The organism is Humibacillus xanthopallidus (assembly GCF_044793955.1).
GTDB classification, from domain to species: Bacteria; Actinomycetota; Actinomycetes; order Actinomycetales; family Dermatophilaceae; genus Humibacillus; species Humibacillus xanthopallidus_C.
Map to the genome: position 1 here is coordinate 2,242,684 of NZ_CP084995.1, position 19,320 is coordinate 2,262,003.

The window sequence follows — 19,320 nt, forward strand, 5'->3', positions numbered from 1 at the left end:
ACCCCGACCCAGGCAGCCTGCACCCCGCGTCGTGGCGGCCGTCACGTGGTCAGGGTGTGCGTCGCGGGTGGACGCGGGTGCATACTGGATGCACGTGCTCCGGGGTCGGTGTAATTCCGAGCCGGCGGTTAAAGTCCGCGACCCGGCCGCAGCCAGCGGCCGGTTGATCTGGTGAAATTCCGGGACCGACGGTGAAAGTCCGGATGGGAGGCAGCACGAGACAGGCCGTCATGGTCTGGGTCTTCGGCGTCCGCACGCCGCGACCCGGCACCCTGCGGCGTGTGGGAGTTCCCCCGGAGTTCGTCCGTGCACCGACGAACGACGCGAGGTCGAACACCCCATGCAGGCACTTGCCCTGGCCGACGAGACACAGAACGTCTTCCAGCGCGCCATCGAGGCGGCGATCGCCATCGGCCCCTACCAGCTGCACTGGCTCGAGCTGATCGGCGTGCTGATCGGCCTCGCCTCCGCCTACCTCGGCATGCGCCGGTGGGTCTGGGCCTGGCCCGTCGGCATCATCGCCAACGTCATGCTCTTCTTCGTGTACCTCGGTGCCGTCTTCGGCGCGGACGAGCGCATCCCGCTCTTCGGGCAGGCCGGCCGCCAGGTCTTCTTCATCATCACGAGCATCTACGGCTGGTGGCGGTGGTCCCGGCTGCGCCGGCTCAACCACGCCGACGACCCGACCGGCGCCGCCATCACCCCGCGATGGGCGACGGCGAAGGAGCGCACGGCGGTCGTCGCCTTCTGGCTCGTCGGCACCGTCGTCGTGCACCAGGTCTTCGTCTGGCTCTGGAGCCTCTCGCCCAACCCCTACTTCACCCCGCAGTGGTGGTTCTTCTGGTGCGACGCCTGGATCTTCGTCGGCTCGATCGTCGCCACCTACGCCATGGCGCGCGGGTGGAACGAGTTCTGGCTCGCCTGGATCGGGGTCGACCTCGTCGGCATCCCCTTCGGTTTCGCCACGGGCTACGTGCCGACGGCGGTGCTCTACACGTTCTACGGCCTGTTCGTCATCTACGGCTTCACCCAGTGGGTCAAGGCCTCACGCACCGAGCAGCCCGACCCCGAGGCGACCCTCGCGAGATCGGCGACGGGCTGAGCATGGCTGACACGACTGCCTCGACCTGGATGCGGCGAGCCCTCCACCTCGCCGCATCCGGGCCGTGGCCCGACCCCAACCCCCGCGTCGGGTGCGTGATCGTCGCGCCGGACGGCAGCGTCGTCGCAGAGGGACACCACCACGGGGCCGGCACGCTGCACGCCGAGGTCGAGGCGCTCCGCAGGGCCGGCGAGCAGGCCCGGGGTGCGACCGCCTACGTGACCCTCGAGCCCTGCGCGCACACGGGCCGCACCGGGCCGTGCGCCGACGCCCTCGTCATGGCGGGGGTGGCTCGGGTCGTCTTCGCCCAGTCCGACCCGAACCCCGATGCCATGGGTGGGGCCGAGCGGTTGCACGCCGCCGGGGTCGACGTGATCGGGGGGGTGCTCGCCGACGAGGCGGGCGCGCTCAACGACCGGTGGGCCCGCGGTGTCGCGCTCGGCCGGCCCCTCGTGACCTGGAAGTTCGCAGCCACCCTCGACGGTCGCAGCGCGGCCGCCGACGGCACGAGCCGCTGGATCACGAGCGACGCGTCCCGCGCCGACACTCACGCCCTGCGGGCGACCCGCGACGCCGTGCTGGTCGGCACCGGCACCCTGCTCGCCGACGACCCGCGCCTCACCGCCCGTATGCCGGACGGCGGGCTCGCCGAGCGTCAGCCGCTCCGCGTCGTGATGGGCCTGCGCGACGTGCCCGGCTCGGCACAGGTGCACCGCGGCCCCGGCGAGGTGCTGCACCTGCGCACGCGCGATCCCGAGCGCGCCCTCAAGGAGCTGTGGCACACCGGCGTCCGCGACGTCTGGCTCGAGGGCGGCCCCACCCTGGCTGCTGCCTTCGTCACCGCCGGGCTCGTCGACGACGTCTACGCCTACCTCGCGCCCGCGCTCCTCGGGGCCGGGCGCCCCGTCGTCGACGACCTCGGCATCACCACCATCGCGGACATCCGGCGGCTCGAGACCGTCGACGTCGAGGTCATCGGGGGAGACGTGCGCGTGCACGCACGACCCAGTGACAGCACCGAAGAGGAGCAGTGATCAGAACGATGTTCACCGGAATCGTCGAGGAGCTCGGCACGGTCAGTGCCATCGAGCACGGCGCCGACTCGGCCGTGCTGCGCATCAGGGGCCCGCTCGTCGTCAGCGACGCGGTGCACGGGGCCTCGATCTGCGTCAACGGCGTCTGCCTGACCGTGACCGATCACGACAGCGAGCAGTTCGCCGTCGATGTCATGGCGGAGACGCTGAGCCGCAGCGCCCTCGGAGCGCTCGAGCCCGGCGACCGCGTCAACCTCGAGCGTGCCATGCGCGCCGACGGTCGCTTCGGCGGCCACGTCGTGCAGGGGCACGTCGACGGCACGGCCACGATCACCCGGCGCACCCCCGGGGACCGTTGGGAGACAGTCGAGCTGACGCTCCCACCCGACCTCGCGGCATACGTCGTGGAGAAGGGGTCGATCACCGTCGACGGTGTCTCGCTCACGGTCGCCTCCGTCGGCGACGACAGCTTCTCGGTGTCGCTCATCCCGACGACTCTCGCCCTGACCACCTTGGGGCACAAGCGAGTCGGCGACGTCGTGAACCTCGAGGTCGACGTCATCGCGAAGTACGTCGAGCGGCTGCTCGGGGCCCGGACGGCGGTGCAGCGATGATCGGGCTGGCCACGATCGAGCAGGCCCTACAGTCCCTCCGAGACGGGCGACCGGTGCTCGTGCTCGATGACGAGGGGCGCGAGAACGAGGGCGACCTCGTGCTGGCCGCCGAGACGGCCACGCAGGAGTGGATGGCCTGGACCGTGCGCCATTCGTCGGGCTACCTCTGCGCGCCGATGCCGGCCGAGCTGGCCGACCGGCTCGAGCTGCCTCTCATGGTGACCGACAACCGCGACCCGCTCCGCACCGCCTACACGGTGTCGGTCGACGCGGCCCGTGGGGTCACGACGGGCATCAGCGCCGCCGACCGCCTGCGCACCGTGCGGGTGCTCGCCGACCCCGCCTCGGCGCCGAGCGACCTCGTGCGCCCCGGGCACGTGCTGCCGCTACGGGCGCGGCACGGCGGCGTGCTCACCCGGCCCGGGCACACCGAGGCAGCCGTCGACCTCACCCGGCTCGCCGGTCTCGCGCCGGTGGGGGTCATCGGGGAGCTCGTCCACGACGACGGGCGGATGATGCGCTACGACGCCGTCGTGGCCCTCGGCGCGGAGGCCGGGCTGCCGGTCATCACCATCGAGTCGCTCATCGCCTGGCGGCAGCGTCTCGACCGGGTCGAGCGGCTCGCGACGACCCGCATCCCGACGGTCCACGGCACCTTCACCGCCCACGGCTACCGCGACACCCTCACCGGCGACGAGCACGTCGCGCTCGTCAGCCCGCGCGGCCTCCAGGCGCTCGGACGACCCGGCCCCGTGCTCACCCGGCTGCACAGCGAGTGCCTCACGGGCGACGCCTTCGGCTCGCTGCGGTGCGACTGCGGCCCGCAGCTCCAGTCCGCACTCTCCCGAGTCGGGCGCGAGGGTGGCGTCGTGGTCTACCTCGGCGGTCACGAGGGCCGGGGAGTGGGCCTGGTCGACAAGCTGCGCGCCTACTCCGAGCAGGACGCCGGCGCCGACACCGTCGACGCGCAGACCGCGCTGGGCCTGCCCGTCGACGCCCGTGACTATGCCGCCGGCGCCGCGATCCTGCACGACCTCGGCGCCGAGCAGGTCGTCCTGCTCACCAACAACCCGACCAAGGTCTCGGCCCTGCGCCACTTCGGCGTCGACGTCGTCGCCGTCGAGCGACTCCACGGACCTGTGGGCGAGGACAACGCCGGCTACCTCATCACCAAGCGCGAGCGGCTCGGCCACGACATCCCGGCGGCGCCCGCCGCGCACCAGAGCAAGGAGACAGCATGAAGGACGGCGCCCCCACCATCGCCGCCGACGGCACCGGCCTGCGGATCGCCGTCGTCGCGGCGAGCTGGCACGAGCAGGTGATGGGCGGCCTGCTGGGCGGGTCCCTCCGAGGCCTCGCCGAGGCCGGCGTCACGGACGTCGAGGTCGTGCGCGTGCCCGGCACCTTCGAGCTGCCCGTCGCCTGCGCCGCCCTCGCCGACCGCTTCGACGCGCTCGTCGCGCTCGGCGTCGTCATCCGTGGAGGCACACCGCACTTCGACTACGTGTGCCAGGCGGCGACCGTCGGCATCACCGAGGTAGCCGTGCGCACCCGCGTGCCGATCGGCTTCGGCGTGCTCACGTGTGACGACGAGGCCCAGGCGCTCGACCGGGCCGGGCTGCCCGGCTCCGCCGAGGACAAGGGCCACGAGGCCGCCACGGCCGCGGTGGCCACCGTCGTTGCGCTCCGTGCCGCAAGCGACGCCGGGCCCCTGAGCGCCACGGGGTGAGCGGCATACGGACCCCGTCCCGGCCCCACGTAGGCTGGGGGACCGTGAAGAGCTTTGAGCAGCTGTATGCCGAGCTGGCCGAGAAGGCGGCGACCCGACCCGAGGGATCCGGCACCGTCGCGCAGCTCGACGCCGGCGTCCACGCGATCGGCAAGAAGATCGTCGAGGAGGCGGCCGAGGTCTGGATGGCCGCGGAGTACGAGTCGAACGCCGAGGCCGCCGAGGAGATCAGCCAGCTGCTCTACCATCTGCAGGTCCTCATGCTCGCCAAGGGCATCACGCTCGACGACGTCTACGCCCACCTGTAAGACCCCAGAGGACCCCACCCCCATGCTGCGAATTGCCGTGCCCAACAAGGGCTCCCTGTCCGACGCCACCGTCGAGATGCTTCGCGAGGCGGGCTACCGCACGCGCCGCGACACCAAGGAGCTCGTCGTCACCGACGTCGAGAACGACGTCGAGTTCTTCTACCTGCGCCCTCGTGACATCGCCGTCTACGTCGGCTCCGGCACCGTCGACGGCGGCGTCACCGGACGCGACCTGCTGCTCGACTCCGGCTCCGCCGCCGTCGAGGTGATGGCGCTCGGCTTCGGGGGCTCGACCTTTCGGTATGCCGCCCGCCCGGGCCAGGTGGCCACGGTCGACGACATCGACGGCAAGCGGGTGGCGACGAGCTATCCGGGTCTCGTCCGCGCCGACCTCGCGGCCCGCGGTCTCACCGGCGAGGTCGTGCGCCTCGACGGGGCGGTCGAGACCGCCATCACCCTGGGTGTCGCCGACGTCATCGCCGACGTCGTCGAGACGGGCGCCACGCTGCGCAGCCAGGGCCTCGCGGTCTTCGGTGAGCCGATCCTGCAGTCCGAGGCCGTGCTCATCCGCGGTGACCGGCCGGGCGAGGAGCAGGCGGTGTCGGTGCTCGAACGACGCATCGCGGGCGTCATCACCGCGCGCACCTACGTGATGCTCGACTACGACTGCCCCAAGGAGCTCGTCGACAAGGCGACCGAGCTGACGCCGGGTCTCGAGTCGCCCACCGTGTCGCCGATGCAGGACGACGCCTGGGTCGCCGTGCGAGCCATGGTGCCGCGCATCGGCCGCAACCGGCTCATGGACGAGCTCTACGACCTCGGGGCCCGCGCCATCCTCGTCACCGACATCGCGGCGTGCCGCCTGTGACGCCGTGAGCGCGCCCGACGGGCCCGACGCCTCCATCCCGTCCGGTGAAGGTGACGCCCTCGCGACGTTCCGGCCGCGGCGCGGTCGGGCCGTCGCCTTCGGGGTCGCGTGGGCCTCGCTCGCCGTCTTCGGGGGGCTGGCGGTGCTCATGCCCGCCGAGACGCTGGGGCAGTGGAGCATCGTCGACCGACTGATGTTCTTCGCCCTCGGCGTCGTCATCGCCGTCGTCGCCTGGCGCTACGCCTCCATCTCGGCGGTGCCGACGCGCGAGGGCCTCGTGGTCCGCAACCTCGTGCTCACCCGCACCCTCAGCTGGCCGGAGGTCGTCGGCGTGCAGTTCGGTGGTGGCGAGCCGTGGGTGTCGCTCGACCTCGACGACGGCGACACCCTCGCCGTCATGGCGATCCAGAAGGCCGACGGCGACGTCGCGGGACGTGAGGCGTCACGCCTCGCAGCACTCGTGCAGGCCTTCGGGGAGTCACGCCACGGCGACGGCAGCGGGGGAGCCGGGCCAGGCGGCGGGGAGTCGTGAGCGACGGCACCGGTGGTGAGCTGCAGCAGGGCGACCCCACGCCGGAGCGCATGCGTCACGCCCTCGGCCACTTCGCCACGGGCGTCACCGTCGTGACCGGCCTGACGGCACAAGGCGATCCGGTGGGCTTCGCGTGCCAGTCGTTCGCCTCGGTGTCGCTCGACCCGCCCCTCGTGCTCTTCTGTGCCGACCACCGTGGGCGGTCCTGGCCGCGCATGCGCGAGGCGGGTCGCTTCACCGTCAACGTCCTCGGTCACGCGCAGCGCGACCTCATCGAGCGCTTCGGCTCGTCGACCGGGCGGCGCTTCGAGGGACTCGACTGGCTGCCGGCGCGCTCCGGCGGCCCGGGGCTGCCGGGGGTGCTCATGCGCATCCACTGCACCGTCGAGCAGGTGCACGTCGCCGGAGACCACGACGTCGTCATCGGCCGCGTCGTGGAGCTCGAGGACGGAGAGTCCGGCCGGCCCATGCTCTTCTACCGCGGTCGCCTCAGCGTGACCGAGCGGCGCACCCCCTCCGGCGGAGACGACGGCGCCGAGCCGCTCGACGACTACTGGGGCTGACTCGGGACTACCGTGGGTCGCGCATCACGCCGAGGGGACGGAGACACGATGAGCGGGACGACGACGAGGACGGGCACGCACGTCGCTGACAGCCACGATCGCATCCGGGTGCACGGGGCCCGGGTCAACAACCTCAAGGACGTCAGCATCGAGCTGCCGAAGCGACGCCTGACGGTCTTCACCGGCGTCTCGGGCTCCGGCAAGAGCTCGCTCGTCTTCGCCACGATCGCTGCCGAGTCGCAGCGGATGATCAACGAGACCTACAGCGCCTTCGTCCAGGGCTTCATGCCGTCGCTGGCCCGGCCCGAGGTCGACCTCCTCGACGGGCTGACGACGGCGATCATCGTCGACCAGGAGCGGATGGGCGCCAACCCGAGATCGACCGTCGGCACTGCGACCGACGCCAACGCCATGCTGCGGATCCTCTTCAGCCGTATCGGCACGCCGCACATCGGGCCGCCGACCGCCTTCGCCTTCAACGTGCCGACCCGGGTCGCGAGCGGGGTCATGAAGACCGACCGCGGCAACCGGCAGGAGACCTCAGTCGTCCGTGAGGCGGTTTACCAGGGCGGCATGTGCGCCCGGTGCGAGGGGATGGGCGCTGTCAACGACTTCGACCTCACCGCGATCTACGACGAGAGCAAGTCGCTCGCCGAGGGGGCCCTCCTCGTCCCCGGCTACAGCATGGACGGGTGGTACGGCCGGATCTTCAGCGGCGCCGGACTGCCGATGGACAAACCGGTCGGGACCTTCACGGCGAAGCAGCTGCAGAAGCTGCTCTACGGCCCGCCGGAGAAGATCAAGGTCGAGGGCGTCAACCTCACCTTCGAGGGCGTGCTCACGAAGGTCCAGAAGTCGATGCTCTCCAAGGACCTCGACGCCATGCAGCCGCACGTGCGCCGTTTCGTCGAGCGCGCCGTCACCTTCACGACCTGCCCCGACTGCAACGGCACCCGCCTGTCCCAGGAGGCGCTGTCCTCGAAGATCAAGGGCAAGAACATCGCCGACCTGTGCTCGATGCAGATCAGCGACCTCGCCGACTGGCTGCGTGACCTGTCCGAGCCGTCGGTCGCGCCCCTGCTGCGTGGCCTGCAGCACCTGCTCGACTCCTTCGCCGAGATCGGCCTGGGCTACCTCTCCCTCGACCGTCCCGCTGGCACGCTGTCGGGCGGGGAGGCGCAGCGCACCAAGATGATCCGGCACCTCGGGTCGTCCCTCACCGACGTGACCTACGTCTTCGACGAGCCGACCATCGGGCTGCACCCGCACGACATCGACCGCATGAACGCCCTGCTGCTCCAGCTGCGCGACAAGGGCAACACCGTGCTCGTCGTCGAGCACAAGCCCGAGGCGATCGCCATCGCCGACCACGTCGTCGACCTCGGTCCCGGTGCCGGCTCGGGCGGCGGCGAGGTCGTCTTCGAGGGCACGGTCGAGGGGCTGCGCGGCAGCGACACCGTGACCGGTCACCACCTCGATGACCGGGTGCGGCTCAAGGACTCGACCCGCTCGGCGACCGGGGTGATGGAGGTGCGTGGCGCCGCGGCCCACAACCTGCGCGACCTCGACGTCGACATCCCCCTCGGCGTGCTCTGCGTCGTCACCGGAGTCGCAGGGTCGGGCAAGAGCTCGCTCATCCATGGGTCGGTGGCGGGGCGAGAGGGGGTCGTCGTCGTCGACCAGGGCGCGATCCGCGGCTCACGCCGTAGCAACCCGGCGACCTACACCGGTCTGCTCGAACCGATCCGCAAGGCGTTCGCCAAGGCCAACGCCGTCAAGCCGGCGCTCTTCAGCTCCAACTCCGAGGGCGCCTGCCCGGCCTGCAACGGCGCCGGTGTCATCTACACCGAGCTCGGAGTCATGGCGACCGTCGAGTCGACCTGCGAGGAGTGCGAGGGCCGGCGCTTCCAGGCCGCGGTGCTGGGCTACGAGTTCGGCGGGCGCAACATCGCCGAGGTGCTGGCGATGCCGGTGTCCGAGGCGCTGGACTTCTTTGCCGAGGGTGAGGCCCGCACCCCGGCCGCCCACACGATCCTCGGGCGGCTCGTCGACGTGGGGCTCGGCTACATCACGCTCGGCCAGCCCCTGACGACGCTGTCCGGCGGTGAGCGCCAGCGCCTCAAGCTCGCCGCCCAGATGGCCGAGAAGGGCGAGGTCTACGTCCTCGACGAGCCGACGACGGGCCTGCACCTCGCCGACGTCGACAACTTGCTCGGGCTGCTCGACCGGCTCGTGGAGTCGGGACGCTCGGTCATCGTCATCGAGCACCACCAGGCGGTGATGGCCCACGCCGACTGGATCATCGACCTCGGTCCCGGAGCCGGGCACGACGGCGGTCGCGTCGTCTTCGAGGGCACTCCCGCCGACCTCGTGGCCGACGCGTCCACGCTCACCGGCACGCACCTCGCCGCCTATGTCGCGACGTGAAGGTCTACGTCGCCGGTGAGCTGTCCGACATCGCCGCGGTGACGCAGGCGCAGCGCACGATCGTCGCCGCCGGCCACGAGCTCACGCACGACTGGTCGCAGGATCTCGAGCTGCCGCAGGACTACGCCTCGCGTCCCGATCGGTCCGCCGCGATCGCGCGGACCGATCTCGACGCCGTGCTGACCGCCGAGGCGGTCGTCGTCCTGGCATCGAGCGCGCAGGCCGGTCGGGGACTCTTCGTCGAGCTGGGCGCAGCGCTCGCCCGAGCCGAGCTCGGGCAGCTGCAGCACGTGGTCGTCGTCGGCGAGATCCGTCACGAGAGCGTCTTCCACTTCCACCCGCGAGTCCTCCGCGTGGGGTCCGTCGAGGAGTGGCTCGCGACGGTCGAGGCCAGCACCGTGCCTGCTGACCGACCGGCGCTGCGCCCGCGCTCCGTCGTGGTGCGCCCGTTCCCCCCGAGCCGGCGACTCGTCACGGCCGCGGTGCGTGCCGGACGACGCATGGTGCCGATGCACGGGCTCGTCGAGGTCGACGTCACCGAGGCGCGCCGGCTCCTCGTGGACGCAGACCCACCGCTCTCGCTGACGGCCTTCGTCGTGGCCTCGGTCGGTCGCGCGGCCGCCGCGCACCCGCAGGTGCACGCCTACCGCGACTGGCGGGGTCGGCTGGTCGAGCACCACTTCGTCGACGTGCAGACCCTCATCGAGGTCCCGACGGGTGAGGGCCCCTTCGGGCTCGTGCACGTCGTGCGCGACGCCGACACCCGTGCCGTCGACGACGTCACGGCCGAGATCCGATCGGTCCAGCACGACGCGGACTCGACGACGGGCGGGCGCCTCCTCAGGAGCGTCGCGCCGGCACTCGGTCACGTGCCGGGCCTCTACCCGGCGATGTATGCCGCGTTGGGCCGGTCCCGTCGCGCCCACCTCTCGACCGGCACCGTCCAGGTGACCGCGGTCGGGATGTTCGCCGGCGGCGACGGCTTCGCCATCGCCCCGCCGACGCTGGCCTCGCTCAGCATCGTCGTCGGCGGGCTGAGCCGACGGCCGCGTGCGGTCGGCGACGACGTGGTGGTGCGCGACGTCCTCGACCTGACGGTGACGATCGACCACAACGTCGTCGACGGCGCACCGGCAACGCGCTTCGTCGCCGAGCTCCGACACCTGTTGACGACCGCCGCGGTCCTGACCGACGGCTGACCGAGGGCTGACCAAGGGCCGACCGAGGGCCGACCGACGAGCTCGAGCAGGCCCGGGCTCCGGCTGCGACTCGGCTGCCAGGCAGCCGCGTGGTGTCCAGCTCGCTGCGTACACTGCTGCCTCCCGAGCCGGCCCGTGATGTCTCACCGCACATGGACGGTCTCCCGTTCGACGAGAAGGACTGAGCCGTGCCCGACCGACCTGAGATCGTCTGCATCTGCGGCTCCGCCCGGTTCGTGGACGAGATGCGTGCGGCAAACCGTGACCTGACCTTCGCGGGTGTCATCGTCGTCGCGCCCGGCGAAGCGGACGAGGTGATCACCCACGAGCAGAAGACCGCGCTGGACGCCCTCCACCTGCGCAAGATCGACCTGGCTGACCGGGTGCTGGTCGTCAACCCGGGCGGATACATCGGGGAGTCCACAAGCAGGGAGATCGCCTACGCCCAGGCCTCGGGCAAGCCGATCTCGTTCACCGATCCCGTCTGACCCCGAGCCGCTTCGCGGTGTCCGAGGTCCGGGGTCCGGACCGTGAGAGGCACGGCCTAGTCGATGCGGCGCAGTCCCGGGCGCAGGCGCAGCACGACAACCGCCTGCACGACACCGACCGCCGCGAGCACCGCCCAGACGGGCCCGAGGCCGCCGGTGACGTCACGCACGAGACCCATCGCCATCGGCCCGATCGAGGCGATGCTGTAGGAGGCGAAGAAGGCCATGCCGGTCAGCCGGCCGCTCGCCTCGGGCGTCGCGGCATACCGCACGAGCAGCACGAGCCCGAGCGAGAAGGCCGCGCCCTGACCGAGCCCGACCACGCCCGCCCACAGCCAAGGGGCGGCCAGCGGCGCGAGCCAGATGCCGATGCAGCCCAGCGTGCCGAGCGCGGCGACGGGCAGCAGGAGCCGACGAAGGTCGGTGGCGCGGTCGCTCAGCACCGGACCGAGCAGTCCGGAGACGATCTGGGTGCCGCTGAAGACGGCAGCGAGGTAGCCCGCCGACGACGGCGACCAGCCCTGCTCGACGTAGGTCGGCGCGAGCCACGTGACCGCGGAGTAGAAGGCCCACGACTGCAGTGCGAGATAGGCGGCGACGAGCCACGCCGTGCGGTGGCGCCACGGCAGACGCCCGCGCCCCGCCTCGTCGGGCGTGTGGTGCGGGTTGGCGCGCCTCGTGAAGGGCGCCCAGGCGAGGGTGCCGACGAGGGCGATCACCGACCACGAGCCCAGCGAGGCCTGCCACGAGCCGAAGCGGTCGGCGAGCGGCACCGAGAGCGCCGAGCTCAGCGCGGCGCCGCCCATCATCGCGAGCATGTAGAGCCCCGTGACGAGGCCGGCGCGCTCGGGTGGGAAGAAGGTTTTGACCAGTCGCGGGAGCAGCGTGCCGGCCAGGGCGATGCCGACGCCGGCGAGGGCCGTGCCGAGGTAGAGGATGGGCCACGAGTCGGCGGCGAAGCGGCTCGCGGTGCCGGCGAGGATCGCCAGGATCGCCCCGAGCACCGCGGCGACGGCGCCGAACCGGTGGGCGACGACGCTCGCGACCGGGGCGAAGAGGCCCATGCAGAGCACCGGCAGGGTGGTCAGGGCCCCGGCGGCAGCGTGGCTGAGGCCGAGGTCGGCCGAGATCGCGTCGAGCAGCGGCGGCACGCTCGTGATCGCGGTGCGCAGGTTGGCAGCGACCGCGAGCAGGGCGAGCGCCATGATCCACGCGGGCGGCAGCGGTCGCCGGACGGGAGCCGACGGCGGCGCAGCAGACCGCGTGTCGTCGGACGGGGCGGGTCGGGGCACCCTTCAGAGACTAGAGGTGTCGATGACGAGGTCGGCACGCTCCCTCGTGCCGTCGGCGGCATAGAGGCGCGCCTCCTGCTCGGCCCACCGCTCCCAGTTCGGGCGGTAGCCCTCGCCGTCGCGGGCGATACCGCGGCGCATCCGCAGCGCCCGCCCGGCCTCGACGAAGACGCGCACCGCGGCATACGCCCCGGCGGGCCCGACGCTGCTCCCGCAGCCCTCGACGACGAGGAAGCGCGACGCGGCGACCGTGCGGGTCCCGTGCCACTCGTCGCGCACCCAGCTCCACGTCCGGTATGCCGCCGGGTGGCCCTGCGCGATCGGCTCGAGCACCTGCGTGGTGAGCAGTCCCGGGGCCTCGGCGAGTCCGTCCCACCCCGGGAAGATGAGGTCCATGTGCACCACCTCGACCGTGCCGAGCCCCTCCAGCGCGTCGGCCACGCCCTTGGCGAGCGTCGTCTTGCCCGAGCCGCTGGGCCCGTCGATGGCGACGACCACCGTTGCGCCGCAACGGGGCTCGGCCTCTCGGGCCAGCGACACGACGGCTTCGACATCGGAGTCTCGAGCGGGCTCGGTCAGCTGATGCCACATGGCGGCGACCCTACCGGTGCGGCCGTCATCGGCCACTGGCCTAGATTTGGTCCATGCCGGTTGCCACGAGGGTCATCGCCTGTCTCGACGTCGACGCGGGCCGTGTCGTCAAGGGCGTCAACTTCGAGAACCTCCGCGACGCCGGCGACCCGGTCGAGCTGGCGAAGGTCTACGACGCCCAGGGCGTCGACGAGCTGACCTTCCTCGACGTGACGGCGAGCAGCGGCAACCGCGAGACGACCTACGACGTCGTGCGACGCACGGCTGAGCAGGTCTTCATCCCGCTCACCGTCGGCGGGGGAGTGCGCGCGGTCGACGACGTCGACCGCCTCCTGCGCGCGGGCGCCGACAAGGTCGGGGTCAACACGGCGGCCATCGCACGCCCCGAGCTGATCGCCGAGATCGCCGAGCGCTTCGGCGCCCAGGTGCTCGTGCTCTCGGCCGACGTGCGCCGCCGGATCGGCGACGACGGCCGGCCCACGGACGACTTCGTCATGACGACCCACGGCGGGCGCACTCCGGTCGACCTCGACGCCGTCGAGTGGTGTGCCCGGGCGGCCGAGCTCGGCGCCGGCGAGATCCTGCTCAACTCCATGGATGCCGACGGCACCAAGGAGGGCTTCGACCTCGAGCTCATCCGGCGCGTCCGGGCGGCCGTGTCGGTGCCGGTCATCGCAAGCGGAGGCGCGGGCGCGGCCCAGCACTTCGCCCCGGCGGTCGAGGCCGGCGCCGACGCCGTGCTCGCCGCCAGTGTCTTCCACTTCGGCGAGCTGACCGTCGGGCAGGTCAAGGACGCGCTGCGCGCGGCCGGCGTCGTGGTGCGCTGAGCTTCGTCGTGCGCTGAGCGACGCGGACGACGAAGCCAGCCCATGACGACGCTGCCGGCGTCGAGGACCCGGCGACGCGGCATACGGCAGCCGTCAGGAGATGCCGAGCTCAGCCGCCTGCAGGGCCGCGATGTCGTCGGCGTCGCCCGACAGCTCGACCCGCGCGACGTCCTTGCGGCCGTAGGCGTAGAGCACGAGCTCGGCGGGCGTGCCGCGCACGACGACGGTGCCGTGGGCGTCGGGCAGCTTGGCGGAGTGCCGGCCGTGGCCCTCGGCGACGAGGACGATGCCCGTCGGGGACTTGCGGAACATCAGGCGCGAGCTGCGGCGGACCGCGACCCACAGCGCGTGCTGGAGGTTGCCGGCGAGCTCGCGCGGCTCCCAGTCGGGCTGGGCGCGGCGCACGTCCTCGTGGTGCACGAAGTACTCGACGAGGTTGGCCATCTCGTCGACCTTCTCGAAGTGCATCGGGTTCCACACGGGGGCGCCGGCGCGGACGCGCTCGACGAGGGCCGCGTAGTCGCCGCGGGCCATCCGCGACTGCTCCCGCTCGAGACGGTCGCGGAGGAAGGGCAGCCAGGCGCCGGCCGCGAGGTCGGGGCGTCCTTCGCGGATCACGAGGTGGGCCGCGAGGTCGCTGGTGCTCCAGCCATCACACTTCGTGGGGGCGTCGGGGCCGAGTCGGAGCAGCTCGTCGCACAGCAGGTGGCGTTCGGACAGGGCGTGGCGGGTCATGGCCCCATCCTCGCAGCCATGGCCGCGCAGAACGCGCTGGCCTGCCCGGGAGGTGCGTGCCTAGGGTCGGGGAGTGATCGAGCTCGCACGACCGACCGTCGACCTGGCCGCCTCGTGGTGGGCCCTCGTCGACGCCTTCGACGGCGCGACCATCCACGGCTCGGGGCTGCGTCCCGGCGACACCGTCCGGCTGCGCGACCCCGAGGTGCTCGCTGAGTGGGTCGACTGGCTGGGCCGCCAGGAGCGCTCCGACGAGGAGCTGCCCGAGGGTCGGGTGCCCTCGTCCTATCGCTGGGTGCTCGACGGCGGACGGGTCGTCGGCACCATCGCGATCCGTCACGCGCTGACGCCGTCGCTGCTCGCCGAGGGCGGCCACATCGGGTATGCCGTCGGGCCGGGTGACCGCGGACGCGGGGTCGCGAGCGCCGCCCTCGCGCTCGCCCTCGACCTGGCCGGCAGGCGCGGCATCGACCGGGCGCTCGTGACGTGCGACGACGACAACGTCGCGTCCGCTCGCACCATCGAGCGGGCCGTTCGGGAGCGCGGGGGCTTCCTCGAGGACGTGCAGGGCGGCATCCGGCGCTACTGGGTGCGCACCGATGCATTGACTGTCGGTGGCGCGTGAGAGGCTGGCAAGTCGTGGCAGTGGGGGCGGCGGCGCGTGCCGACCACCCTGATGCCTGACCGACGCATGACCCTACGCATGACCTGAAGCTCGACCCAACGGGAGCCCCACACGTGAACGACCTGCCGTCCTCGACCCTGCGAGAGGGCCTGTCCGTCATCGCTCGCGGCATCAAGGGACAGCCCCGGTGGTTCGCGCTCGCGGTCCTCGGCAGCGTGGTGTACGGCGTCATGACCGGCATGACCGCGTGGACGATCGGGTGGCTCGTCGAGCACCAGATCACGCCCGCCATCGAGGCCGGCAGCGTCACCGCACAGCAGCTGTGGACGATCGGTGGGGTCCTCGGCCTCGTCGTGCTCGTCACCGTCACCGGCGTCATCGGCCGACGGTTGGCCGGCGGCATCGCGATGTTCAACCTCGGCGCCATGTATCGCCGCCAGGTGACGCGGCAGTACCTCCGCCTCCCGCTCTCGTGGCACCACAAGCACCCGTCGGGCCAGCTCCTGTCCAACGCCAACGCCGACGTCGAGGCGACCTGGAACATCTTCGCCCCGCTGCCCATGGCCCTCGGGGTCGTCGTCATGCTCGCCTTCGGCATCGTGCAGATGATGGTCATCGACCCCTGGCTGGCCGTCGTCGGTCTCACCGTCTTCCCGCTGCTCTTCCTCGCCAACGTCGCCTTCCAGCGCGCGATGTCGCCCAAGGTCACCCTGGCGCAGCAGCTGCGCGCCGACGTCTCCGAGGTCGCGCACGAGAGCTTCGAGGCCGCGCTCATCGTCAAGTCGCTGGGCCGTGAGGACCACGAGGCCGAGCGCTTCCGCGAGGTGACCCACGCCCTGCGCGACGCCAACATCGAGGTCGGCCGCACCCGCGGCCGGTTCGACCCGGCGATCGAGGCCATCCCGACCATCGGCACCCTCGCGGTCCTCTTCGTCGGCACCCTGCGCGTCAGCGGCGGCTACCTGTCGGCGGGCGAGGTCGTGCAGATCGCCTACCTCTTCTCCATCCTCGCCTTCCCCGTGCGCGCGCTCGGCTGGGTGCTCGCCGAGCTGCCCCGCTCCGTCGTCGGCTGGAAGCGGGTCTCGGCCGTGCTCGAGGCCGAGGGCAGCATGACCTACGGCGACCGTGACCTGCCGCGCGGGCGCTCGAGCCGGCTGCAGGCCGACCACGTCGCCTACGCCTACGAGGTCGAGAGCGAGTCGGGCAAGGTCGACCTCAACCCGGCGCTGGTCGACGTGACGCTCGACGTCGCGCCCGGCTCCACCGTCGCCGTCGTCGGCCCCACCGGCAGCGGCAAGTCCACGCTGACCAACATCCTCATGCGCCTCGTCGACCCCGACACCGGTGCGGTGCTCGTCGACGGCATCGACCTGCGCGAGGTGCGACGCGGCGGGGTCAGCGACGTCGCCGCCCTCGTCGCCCAGCAGACCTTCATGTTCGACGACACCGTGCGCGGCAACGTCACGCTGGGGCTCGACCACGACGACGAGGCGGTGTGGCGCGCCCTCAACGTCGCGCAGGGTGCCGGCTTCGTCGACCGCCTGCCGGAGGCCCTCGACACCCGCGTCGGTGAGCGCGGGGCGAGCCTCTCCGGGGGCCAGCGCCAGCGCATCGCCCTCGCCCGGGCGATCATCCGAGAGCCGCAGCTGCTCATGCTCGACGACGCCACGTCGGCGGTCGACCCCAGCGTCGAGCAGGCGATCCTCTCGCGGCTGCGCGAGGCGAGCTCGGGCACGACGGTGCTCGTCGTCGCCTACCGCATGGCGACGATCCTGCTCGCCGACGAGGTCGTCTACGTCGAGGGTGGCCGAGTCATCGACCACGGCACGCATGCCCAGCTGCTCGGGAGGTGCGCCGGCTACGAACGCCTCGTGACGGCATACGCCCGCGAAGCGGCTGAGCGGGCGGCCCTCGCGGCGGAGGACGACGACATCGGCGCCGACTTCGACGACGACTACACCCAGCGCGACTCCGACGGCGAGCCGCGACGCGACCAGGTCGAGGAGGTGTCGCGATGAGCATGCGCTCCGAGGCTCTCGTCGAGCACCACGGCATCGCCACCGGCAAGGAGCGGTCGACGAGCGACACGCTGAAGCGCGGGCTGCACCTCTCGCCCGAGCTGAGCCGGGGCATCTGGGTCACCGTCGCCCTCGCGGTGCTCTCGACCCTGGGGCGCGTCCTCGTGCCCTTCGTCGTGCAGCGCATCACCGACGACGGCATCCTCGCCGATGGCGGCCCCGACATGGGGGTCGTCGCGGTCTACATCGGCATCGCCCTCGTCGGTGTCGTCGTCACGGCGTTCTCCGCCTACTTCGTCAACGTGCGGCTCTTCCGCGCCTCGGAGAACGGCCTGGCGACCTTGCGGCTCAAGGCTTTCCGTCACATCCACGACCTCGCAATGCTGACCCAGAACACCGAGCGCCGGGGCTCGCTCGTCTCGCGCGTGACGTCGGACGTCGACACGATCTCGATGTTCGTGCAGTTCGGCGGACTGATGCTGATGATCAACCTCGCGCAGATCACGCTCGCGACGGTGCTGATGGTCGTCTACAGCCCACCGCTCGCCCTTGTCGTGTGGCTGTGCTTCGTGCCGCTCTTCGTCATCATCCGAAAGTTCCAGGGCATCGTCGGCCGCGCCTACACCAAGGTGCGCGAGCGCGTCGGCGACATGCTCGGCGCGATCTCCGAGGCCGTCGTCGGCGCCCAGGCGATCCGCGCCTACGGCGTCGAGGACCGCACTGCTGCGCGCATAGACGTCTCGGTCGAGGCCCACCGCAAGGCCGCCATCGGCGCGCAGGCACGCGCGGTCGTCGCCTTCACCTCGGGGCAGCTCGTCTCGGGTCTGACGACGGCCGTCGTGCTGGTCGTCGGCACCGTGCTCGCGGTGAACGGCCGTCTCACCCTCGGTGAGCTGCTCGCGTTCCTCTTCCTCGTCAACCTCTTCACCATGCCGGTGCAGCAGGCGACCGAGATCCTCAACGAGATGCAAAACGCCGTCGCCGGCTGGCGGCGCGTCATCGGCATCATCGACACGCCCGCCGACGTCTCCGACCCGGCCGACGAGGGTGTCGAGCTGCCGCGGGGACCGATCACCGTGCAGTTCAGCGGCGTCGGCTTCTCCTATCCCGGCGGCGAGCAGGTGCTGCACGACATCGACCTCACCATCGCGCCGCGCAGCCGCGTCGCGATCGTCGGCGAGACCGGCTCGGGCAAGTCGACGCTCGCCAAGCTGCTCACCCGGCTGATGGACCCGACCTCGGGTCGGGTGCTGCTCGATGGCACCGACCTCGACACGATCCGCTTCTCGTCGCTGCGCCAGCGCGTCGTGCTCGTGCCGCAGGAGGGCTTCCTCTTCGACGGCACGCTGCTCGACAACATCCGCTTTGGCCGGCCCGAGTCGAGCCAGCAGGACGTCGAGCGCACGCTCGCCGAGCTGGGCCTCGACGCCTGGGTCGCCACGATGCCGCTCGGTCTCGGCACCGAGGTCGGCCAGCGCGGTGAGTCGCTGTCGGCGGGGGAGCGGCAGCTCGTGGCCCTCGCCAGGGCCTACCTCGCCGACCCCGACCTGCTCGTGCTCGACGAGGCGACCTCGGCCGTCGACCCGAGCACCGAGGTGCGCCTCCAGCGCGCGCTCGACTCGCTGACCCGCGGGCGCACCTCGATCGCGATCGCGCACCGGCTCTCCACCGCCCAGGCGGCCGACGAGGTCATCGTCGTCGACGCGGGTCGGATCGTCGAGCGCGGTCCGCACGCCGAGCTCGTGCGGCTCGGGGGCGTCTATGCCCGCCTGCACGACTCGTGGGTCGCCCAGCAGCACGCCGTCTGAGACCCGGCGCGTTCGCCGCTCCTCGCGGACGCGGCAGAATGTCCGGGTGACCGACACCTCGACCCTCAGCCCTGACATCGCCGCCCTGCTGAAGCGCGACGAGCACGGCCTCGTCGCCGCCGTCGTGCAGCAGCACGACTCCGGTGACGTGCTCATGGTCGGGTGGATGGACGACGAGGCCCTGCGCCGCACCCTCACCGAGGGTCGGGTGACCTTCTGGTCGCGCAGCCGACAGGAGTACTGGCGCAAGGGCGACACGAGCGGTCACGCCCAGTGGGTCAAGGGCGTGCGGCTCGACTGCGACGGCGATGCGCTCCTCGTCTCCGTCGACCAGGTCGGTGCGGCCTGCCACACCGGCGACCGGACCTGTTTCGACGCCCGGGTGCTGCCCGCCACCGTCGGCGAGCCCGACCCCGCCACCACCTGACCCCCTGACCCGTCGAGTGGCCACTTCTGGCCGCGACCCCCGTGTCGAGTGGCCACTTCTGGCCGCGACCCCCGTGTCGAGTGGCCACTTCTGGCCGCGACCCCCGTGTCGAGTGGCCACTCGTGGCCGCTTC

Annotated in this window: 20 protein-coding genes and 1 riboswitch; of the genes, 17 read left to right on the forward strand and 3 right to left on the reverse strand. The window is 72.0% G+C overall.

All coding sequences use genetic code 11. The features are described from left to right. Positions 1-90: 90 nt before the first annotated feature. Positions 91-221: riboswitch (FMN riboswitch) on the forward strand. A gap of 119 nt (positions 222-340) precedes the next feature. The 12 genes from pnuC to LG278_RS09950 all read left to right on the forward strand — a co-directional run bounded on the left by pnuC (position 341) and on the right by LG278_RS09950 (position 10,864). Beyond that, positions 341-1,102, forward strand: a complete 762-nt coding sequence (gene pnuC / locus LG278_RS09895) for a nicotinamide riboside transporter PnuC (protein WP_404393343.1) — start codon at positions 341-343, stop codon at positions 1,100-1,102. 2 nt (positions 1,103-1,104) lie between these two features. Then, complete coding sequence (gene ribD, locus LG278_RS09900) at positions 1,105-2,136, forward strand: bifunctional diaminohydroxyphosphoribosylaminopyrimidine deaminase/5-amino-6-(5-phosphoribosylamino)uracil reductase RibD (protein ID WP_404393345.1); 1,032 nt, start codon at positions 1,105-1,107, stop codon at positions 2,134-2,136. 8 nt (positions 2,137-2,144) lie between these two features. Beyond that, entirely contained in the window at positions 2,145-2,750 is a 606-nt protein-coding gene (locus LG278_RS09905; RefSeq protein WP_404393347.1) for a riboflavin synthase, read from the forward strand. Beyond that, complete coding sequence (gene ribB / locus LG278_RS09910; protein WP_404393349.1) at positions 2,747-3,991, forward strand: 3,4-dihydroxy-2-butanone-4-phosphate synthase; 1,245 nt, start codon at positions 2,747-2,749, stop codon at positions 3,989-3,991. Before LG278_RS09905 ends, ribB begins: the two co-directional genes overlap by 4 nt. Continuing rightward, entirely contained in the window at positions 3,988-4,479 is a 492-nt protein-coding gene (gene ribH, locus LG278_RS09915; RefSeq protein ID WP_404393351.1) for a 6,7-dimethyl-8-ribityllumazine synthase, read from the forward strand. The genes ribB and ribH overlap by 4 nt, the downstream gene beginning before the upstream one ends. 44 nt (positions 4,480-4,523) lie before the next feature. Then, positions 4,524-4,787, forward strand: coding sequence for a phosphoribosyl-ATP diphosphatase (locus tag LG278_RS09920; protein ID WP_404393353.1), 264 nt, complete (start codon positions 4,524-4,526; stop codon positions 4,785-4,787). 22 nt (positions 4,788-4,809) lie between these two features. Further along, entirely contained in the window at positions 4,810-5,655 is an 846-nt protein-coding gene (gene hisG / locus LG278_RS09925; RefSeq protein ID WP_404393355.1) for an ATP phosphoribosyltransferase, read from the forward strand. A 4-nt stretch (positions 5,656-5,659) separates the two neighbouring features. Next, positions 5,660-6,187, forward strand: coding sequence for a PH domain-containing protein (locus tag LG278_RS09930; RefSeq protein WP_404393357.1), 528 nt, complete (start codon positions 5,660-5,662; stop codon positions 6,185-6,187). Then, on the forward strand, positions 6,184-6,750 hold the full coding sequence (locus LG278_RS09935; protein ID WP_404393359.1) for a flavin reductase family protein: 567 nt from the start codon (positions 6,184-6,186) through the stop codon (positions 6,748-6,750). The genes LG278_RS09930 and LG278_RS09935 overlap by 4 nt, the downstream gene beginning before the upstream one ends. Positions 6,751-6,798: 48 nt before the next feature. Next, the gene (locus tag LG278_RS09940; RefSeq protein ID WP_404393361.1) at positions 6,799-9,177 is read left to right on the forward strand and encodes an ATP-binding cassette domain-containing protein; all 2,379 of its coding nucleotides are present in this window, start codon (positions 6,799-6,801) and stop codon (positions 9,175-9,177) included. Further along, the gene (locus LG278_RS09945) at positions 9,174-10,376 is read left to right on the forward strand and encodes a 2-oxo acid dehydrogenase subunit E2 (RefSeq protein WP_404393363.1); all 1,203 of its coding nucleotides are present in this window, start codon (positions 9,174-9,176) and stop codon (positions 10,374-10,376) included. Before LG278_RS09940 ends, LG278_RS09945 begins: the two co-directional genes overlap by 4 nt. A gap of 188 nt (positions 10,377-10,564) precedes the next feature. Then, positions 10,565-10,864, forward strand: a complete 300-nt coding sequence (locus LG278_RS09950) for a hypothetical protein (protein ID WP_404393365.1) — start codon at positions 10,565-10,567, stop codon at positions 10,862-10,864. A gap of 56 nt (positions 10,865-10,920) precedes the next feature. On the opposite strand, the gene LG278_RS09955 is transcribed toward LG278_RS09950, so the two are convergent. Continuing rightward, positions 10,921-12,156, reverse strand: coding sequence for a CynX/NimT family MFS transporter (locus tag LG278_RS09955; RefSeq protein ID WP_404393367.1), 1,236 nt, complete (start codon positions 12,154-12,156; stop codon positions 10,921-10,923). 3 nt (positions 12,157-12,159) lie between these two features. Beyond that, positions 12,160-12,747 carry a hypothetical protein gene (locus LG278_RS09960; RefSeq protein ID WP_404393369.1) on the reverse strand — a complete coding sequence of 196 codons (588 nt, stop codon included), beginning with the start codon at positions 12,745-12,747 and terminating at the stop codon, positions 12,160-12,162. 53 nt (positions 12,748-12,800) lie between these two features. Between LG278_RS09960 and hisF the strand changes: the two genes are divergently transcribed. Further along, a complete protein-coding gene (gene hisF, locus LG278_RS09965; RefSeq protein ID WP_404393371.1) occupies positions 12,801-13,574 on the forward strand; it encodes an imidazole glycerol phosphate synthase subunit HisF in 774 nt (257 codons plus the stop codon). 93 nt (positions 13,575-13,667) lie between these two features. Here hisF and LG278_RS09970 read toward each other — a convergent pair whose 3' ends face one another. Further along, the gene (locus LG278_RS09970; protein WP_404393373.1) at positions 13,668-14,309 is read right to left on the reverse strand and encodes a TIGR03085 family metal-binding protein; all 642 of its coding nucleotides are present in this window, start codon (positions 14,307-14,309) and stop codon (positions 13,668-13,670) included. 73 nt (positions 14,310-14,382) lie between these two features. Here LG278_RS09970 and LG278_RS09975 point away from each other — a divergent pair, with 73 nt between their 5' ends. From LG278_RS09975 to hisI, 4 genes are all read left to right on the forward strand, one after another. Next, complete coding sequence (locus LG278_RS09975) at positions 14,383-14,934, forward strand: GNAT family N-acetyltransferase (RefSeq protein ID WP_404393375.1); 552 nt, start codon at positions 14,383-14,385, stop codon at positions 14,932-14,934. A 113-nt stretch (positions 14,935-15,047) separates the two neighbouring features. Then, complete coding sequence (locus LG278_RS09980; protein ID WP_404393377.1) at positions 15,048-16,952, forward strand: ABC transporter ATP-binding protein; 1,905 nt, start codon at positions 15,048-15,050, stop codon at positions 16,950-16,952. Then, positions 16,949-18,760 (forward strand): ABC transporter ATP-binding protein, encoded by a 1,812-nt coding sequence (locus LG278_RS09985; protein ID WP_404393379.1) that lies wholly within the window; start codon positions 16,949-16,951, stop codon positions 18,758-18,760. Before LG278_RS09980 ends, LG278_RS09985 begins: the two co-directional genes overlap by 4 nt. A gap of 46 nt (positions 18,761-18,806) precedes the next feature. Beyond that, positions 18,807-19,187: a phosphoribosyl-AMP cyclohydrolase gene (gene hisI, locus LG278_RS09990; RefSeq protein ID WP_404393381.1), complete on the forward strand. Its 381-nt coding sequence runs from the start codon at positions 18,807-18,809 to the stop codon at positions 19,185-19,187. The last annotated feature ends 133 nt before the right edge of the window (positions 19,188-19,320 follow it).

What these genes read in the sequence shown, in the direction of transcription:
- LG278_RS09985 (WP_404393379.1), top strand. Translation starts at nt 16,949, where the DNA reads ATGAGCATGCGCTCCGAGGCTCTCGTCGAGCACCACGGCATCGCCACC.
- LG278_RS09940 (WP_404393361.1), top strand. Translation starts at nt 6,799, where the DNA reads ATGAGCGGGACGACGACGAGGACGGGCACGCACGTCGCTGACAGCCAC.
- pnuC (WP_404393343.1), top strand. Translation starts at nt 341, where the DNA reads ATGCAGGCACTTGCCCTGGCCGACGAGACACAGAACGTCTTCCAGCGC.
- hisF (WP_404393371.1), top strand. Translation starts at nt 12,801, where the DNA reads ATGCCGGTTGCCACGAGGGTCATCGCCTGTCTCGACGTCGACGCGGGC.
- ribD (WP_404393345.1), top strand. Translation starts at nt 1,105, where the DNA reads ATGGCTGACACGACTGCCTCGACCTGGATGCGGCGAGCCCTCCACCTC.
- ribB (WP_404393349.1), top strand. Translation starts at nt 2,747, where the DNA reads ATGATCGGGCTGGCCACGATCGAGCAGGCCCTACAGTCCCTCCGAGAC.
- ribH (WP_404393351.1), top strand. Translation starts at nt 3,988, where the DNA reads ATGAAGGACGGCGCCCCCACCATCGCCGCCGACGGCACCGGCCTGCGG.
- LG278_RS09970 (WP_404393373.1), bottom strand. Translation starts at nt 14,309, where the DNA reads ATGACCCGCCACGCCCTGTCCGAACGCCACCTGCTGTGCGACGAGCTG.
- LG278_RS09905 (WP_404393347.1), top strand. Translation starts at nt 2,145, where the DNA reads ATGTTCACCGGAATCGTCGAGGAGCTCGGCACGGTCAGTGCCATCGAG.
- hisG (WP_404393355.1), top strand. Translation starts at nt 4,810, where the DNA reads ATGCTGCGAATTGCCGTGCCCAACAAGGGCTCCCTGTCCGACGCCACC.
- LG278_RS09960 (WP_404393369.1), bottom strand. Translation starts at nt 12,747, where the DNA reads ATGTGGCATCAGCTGACCGAGCCCGCTCGAGACTCCGATGTCGAAGCC.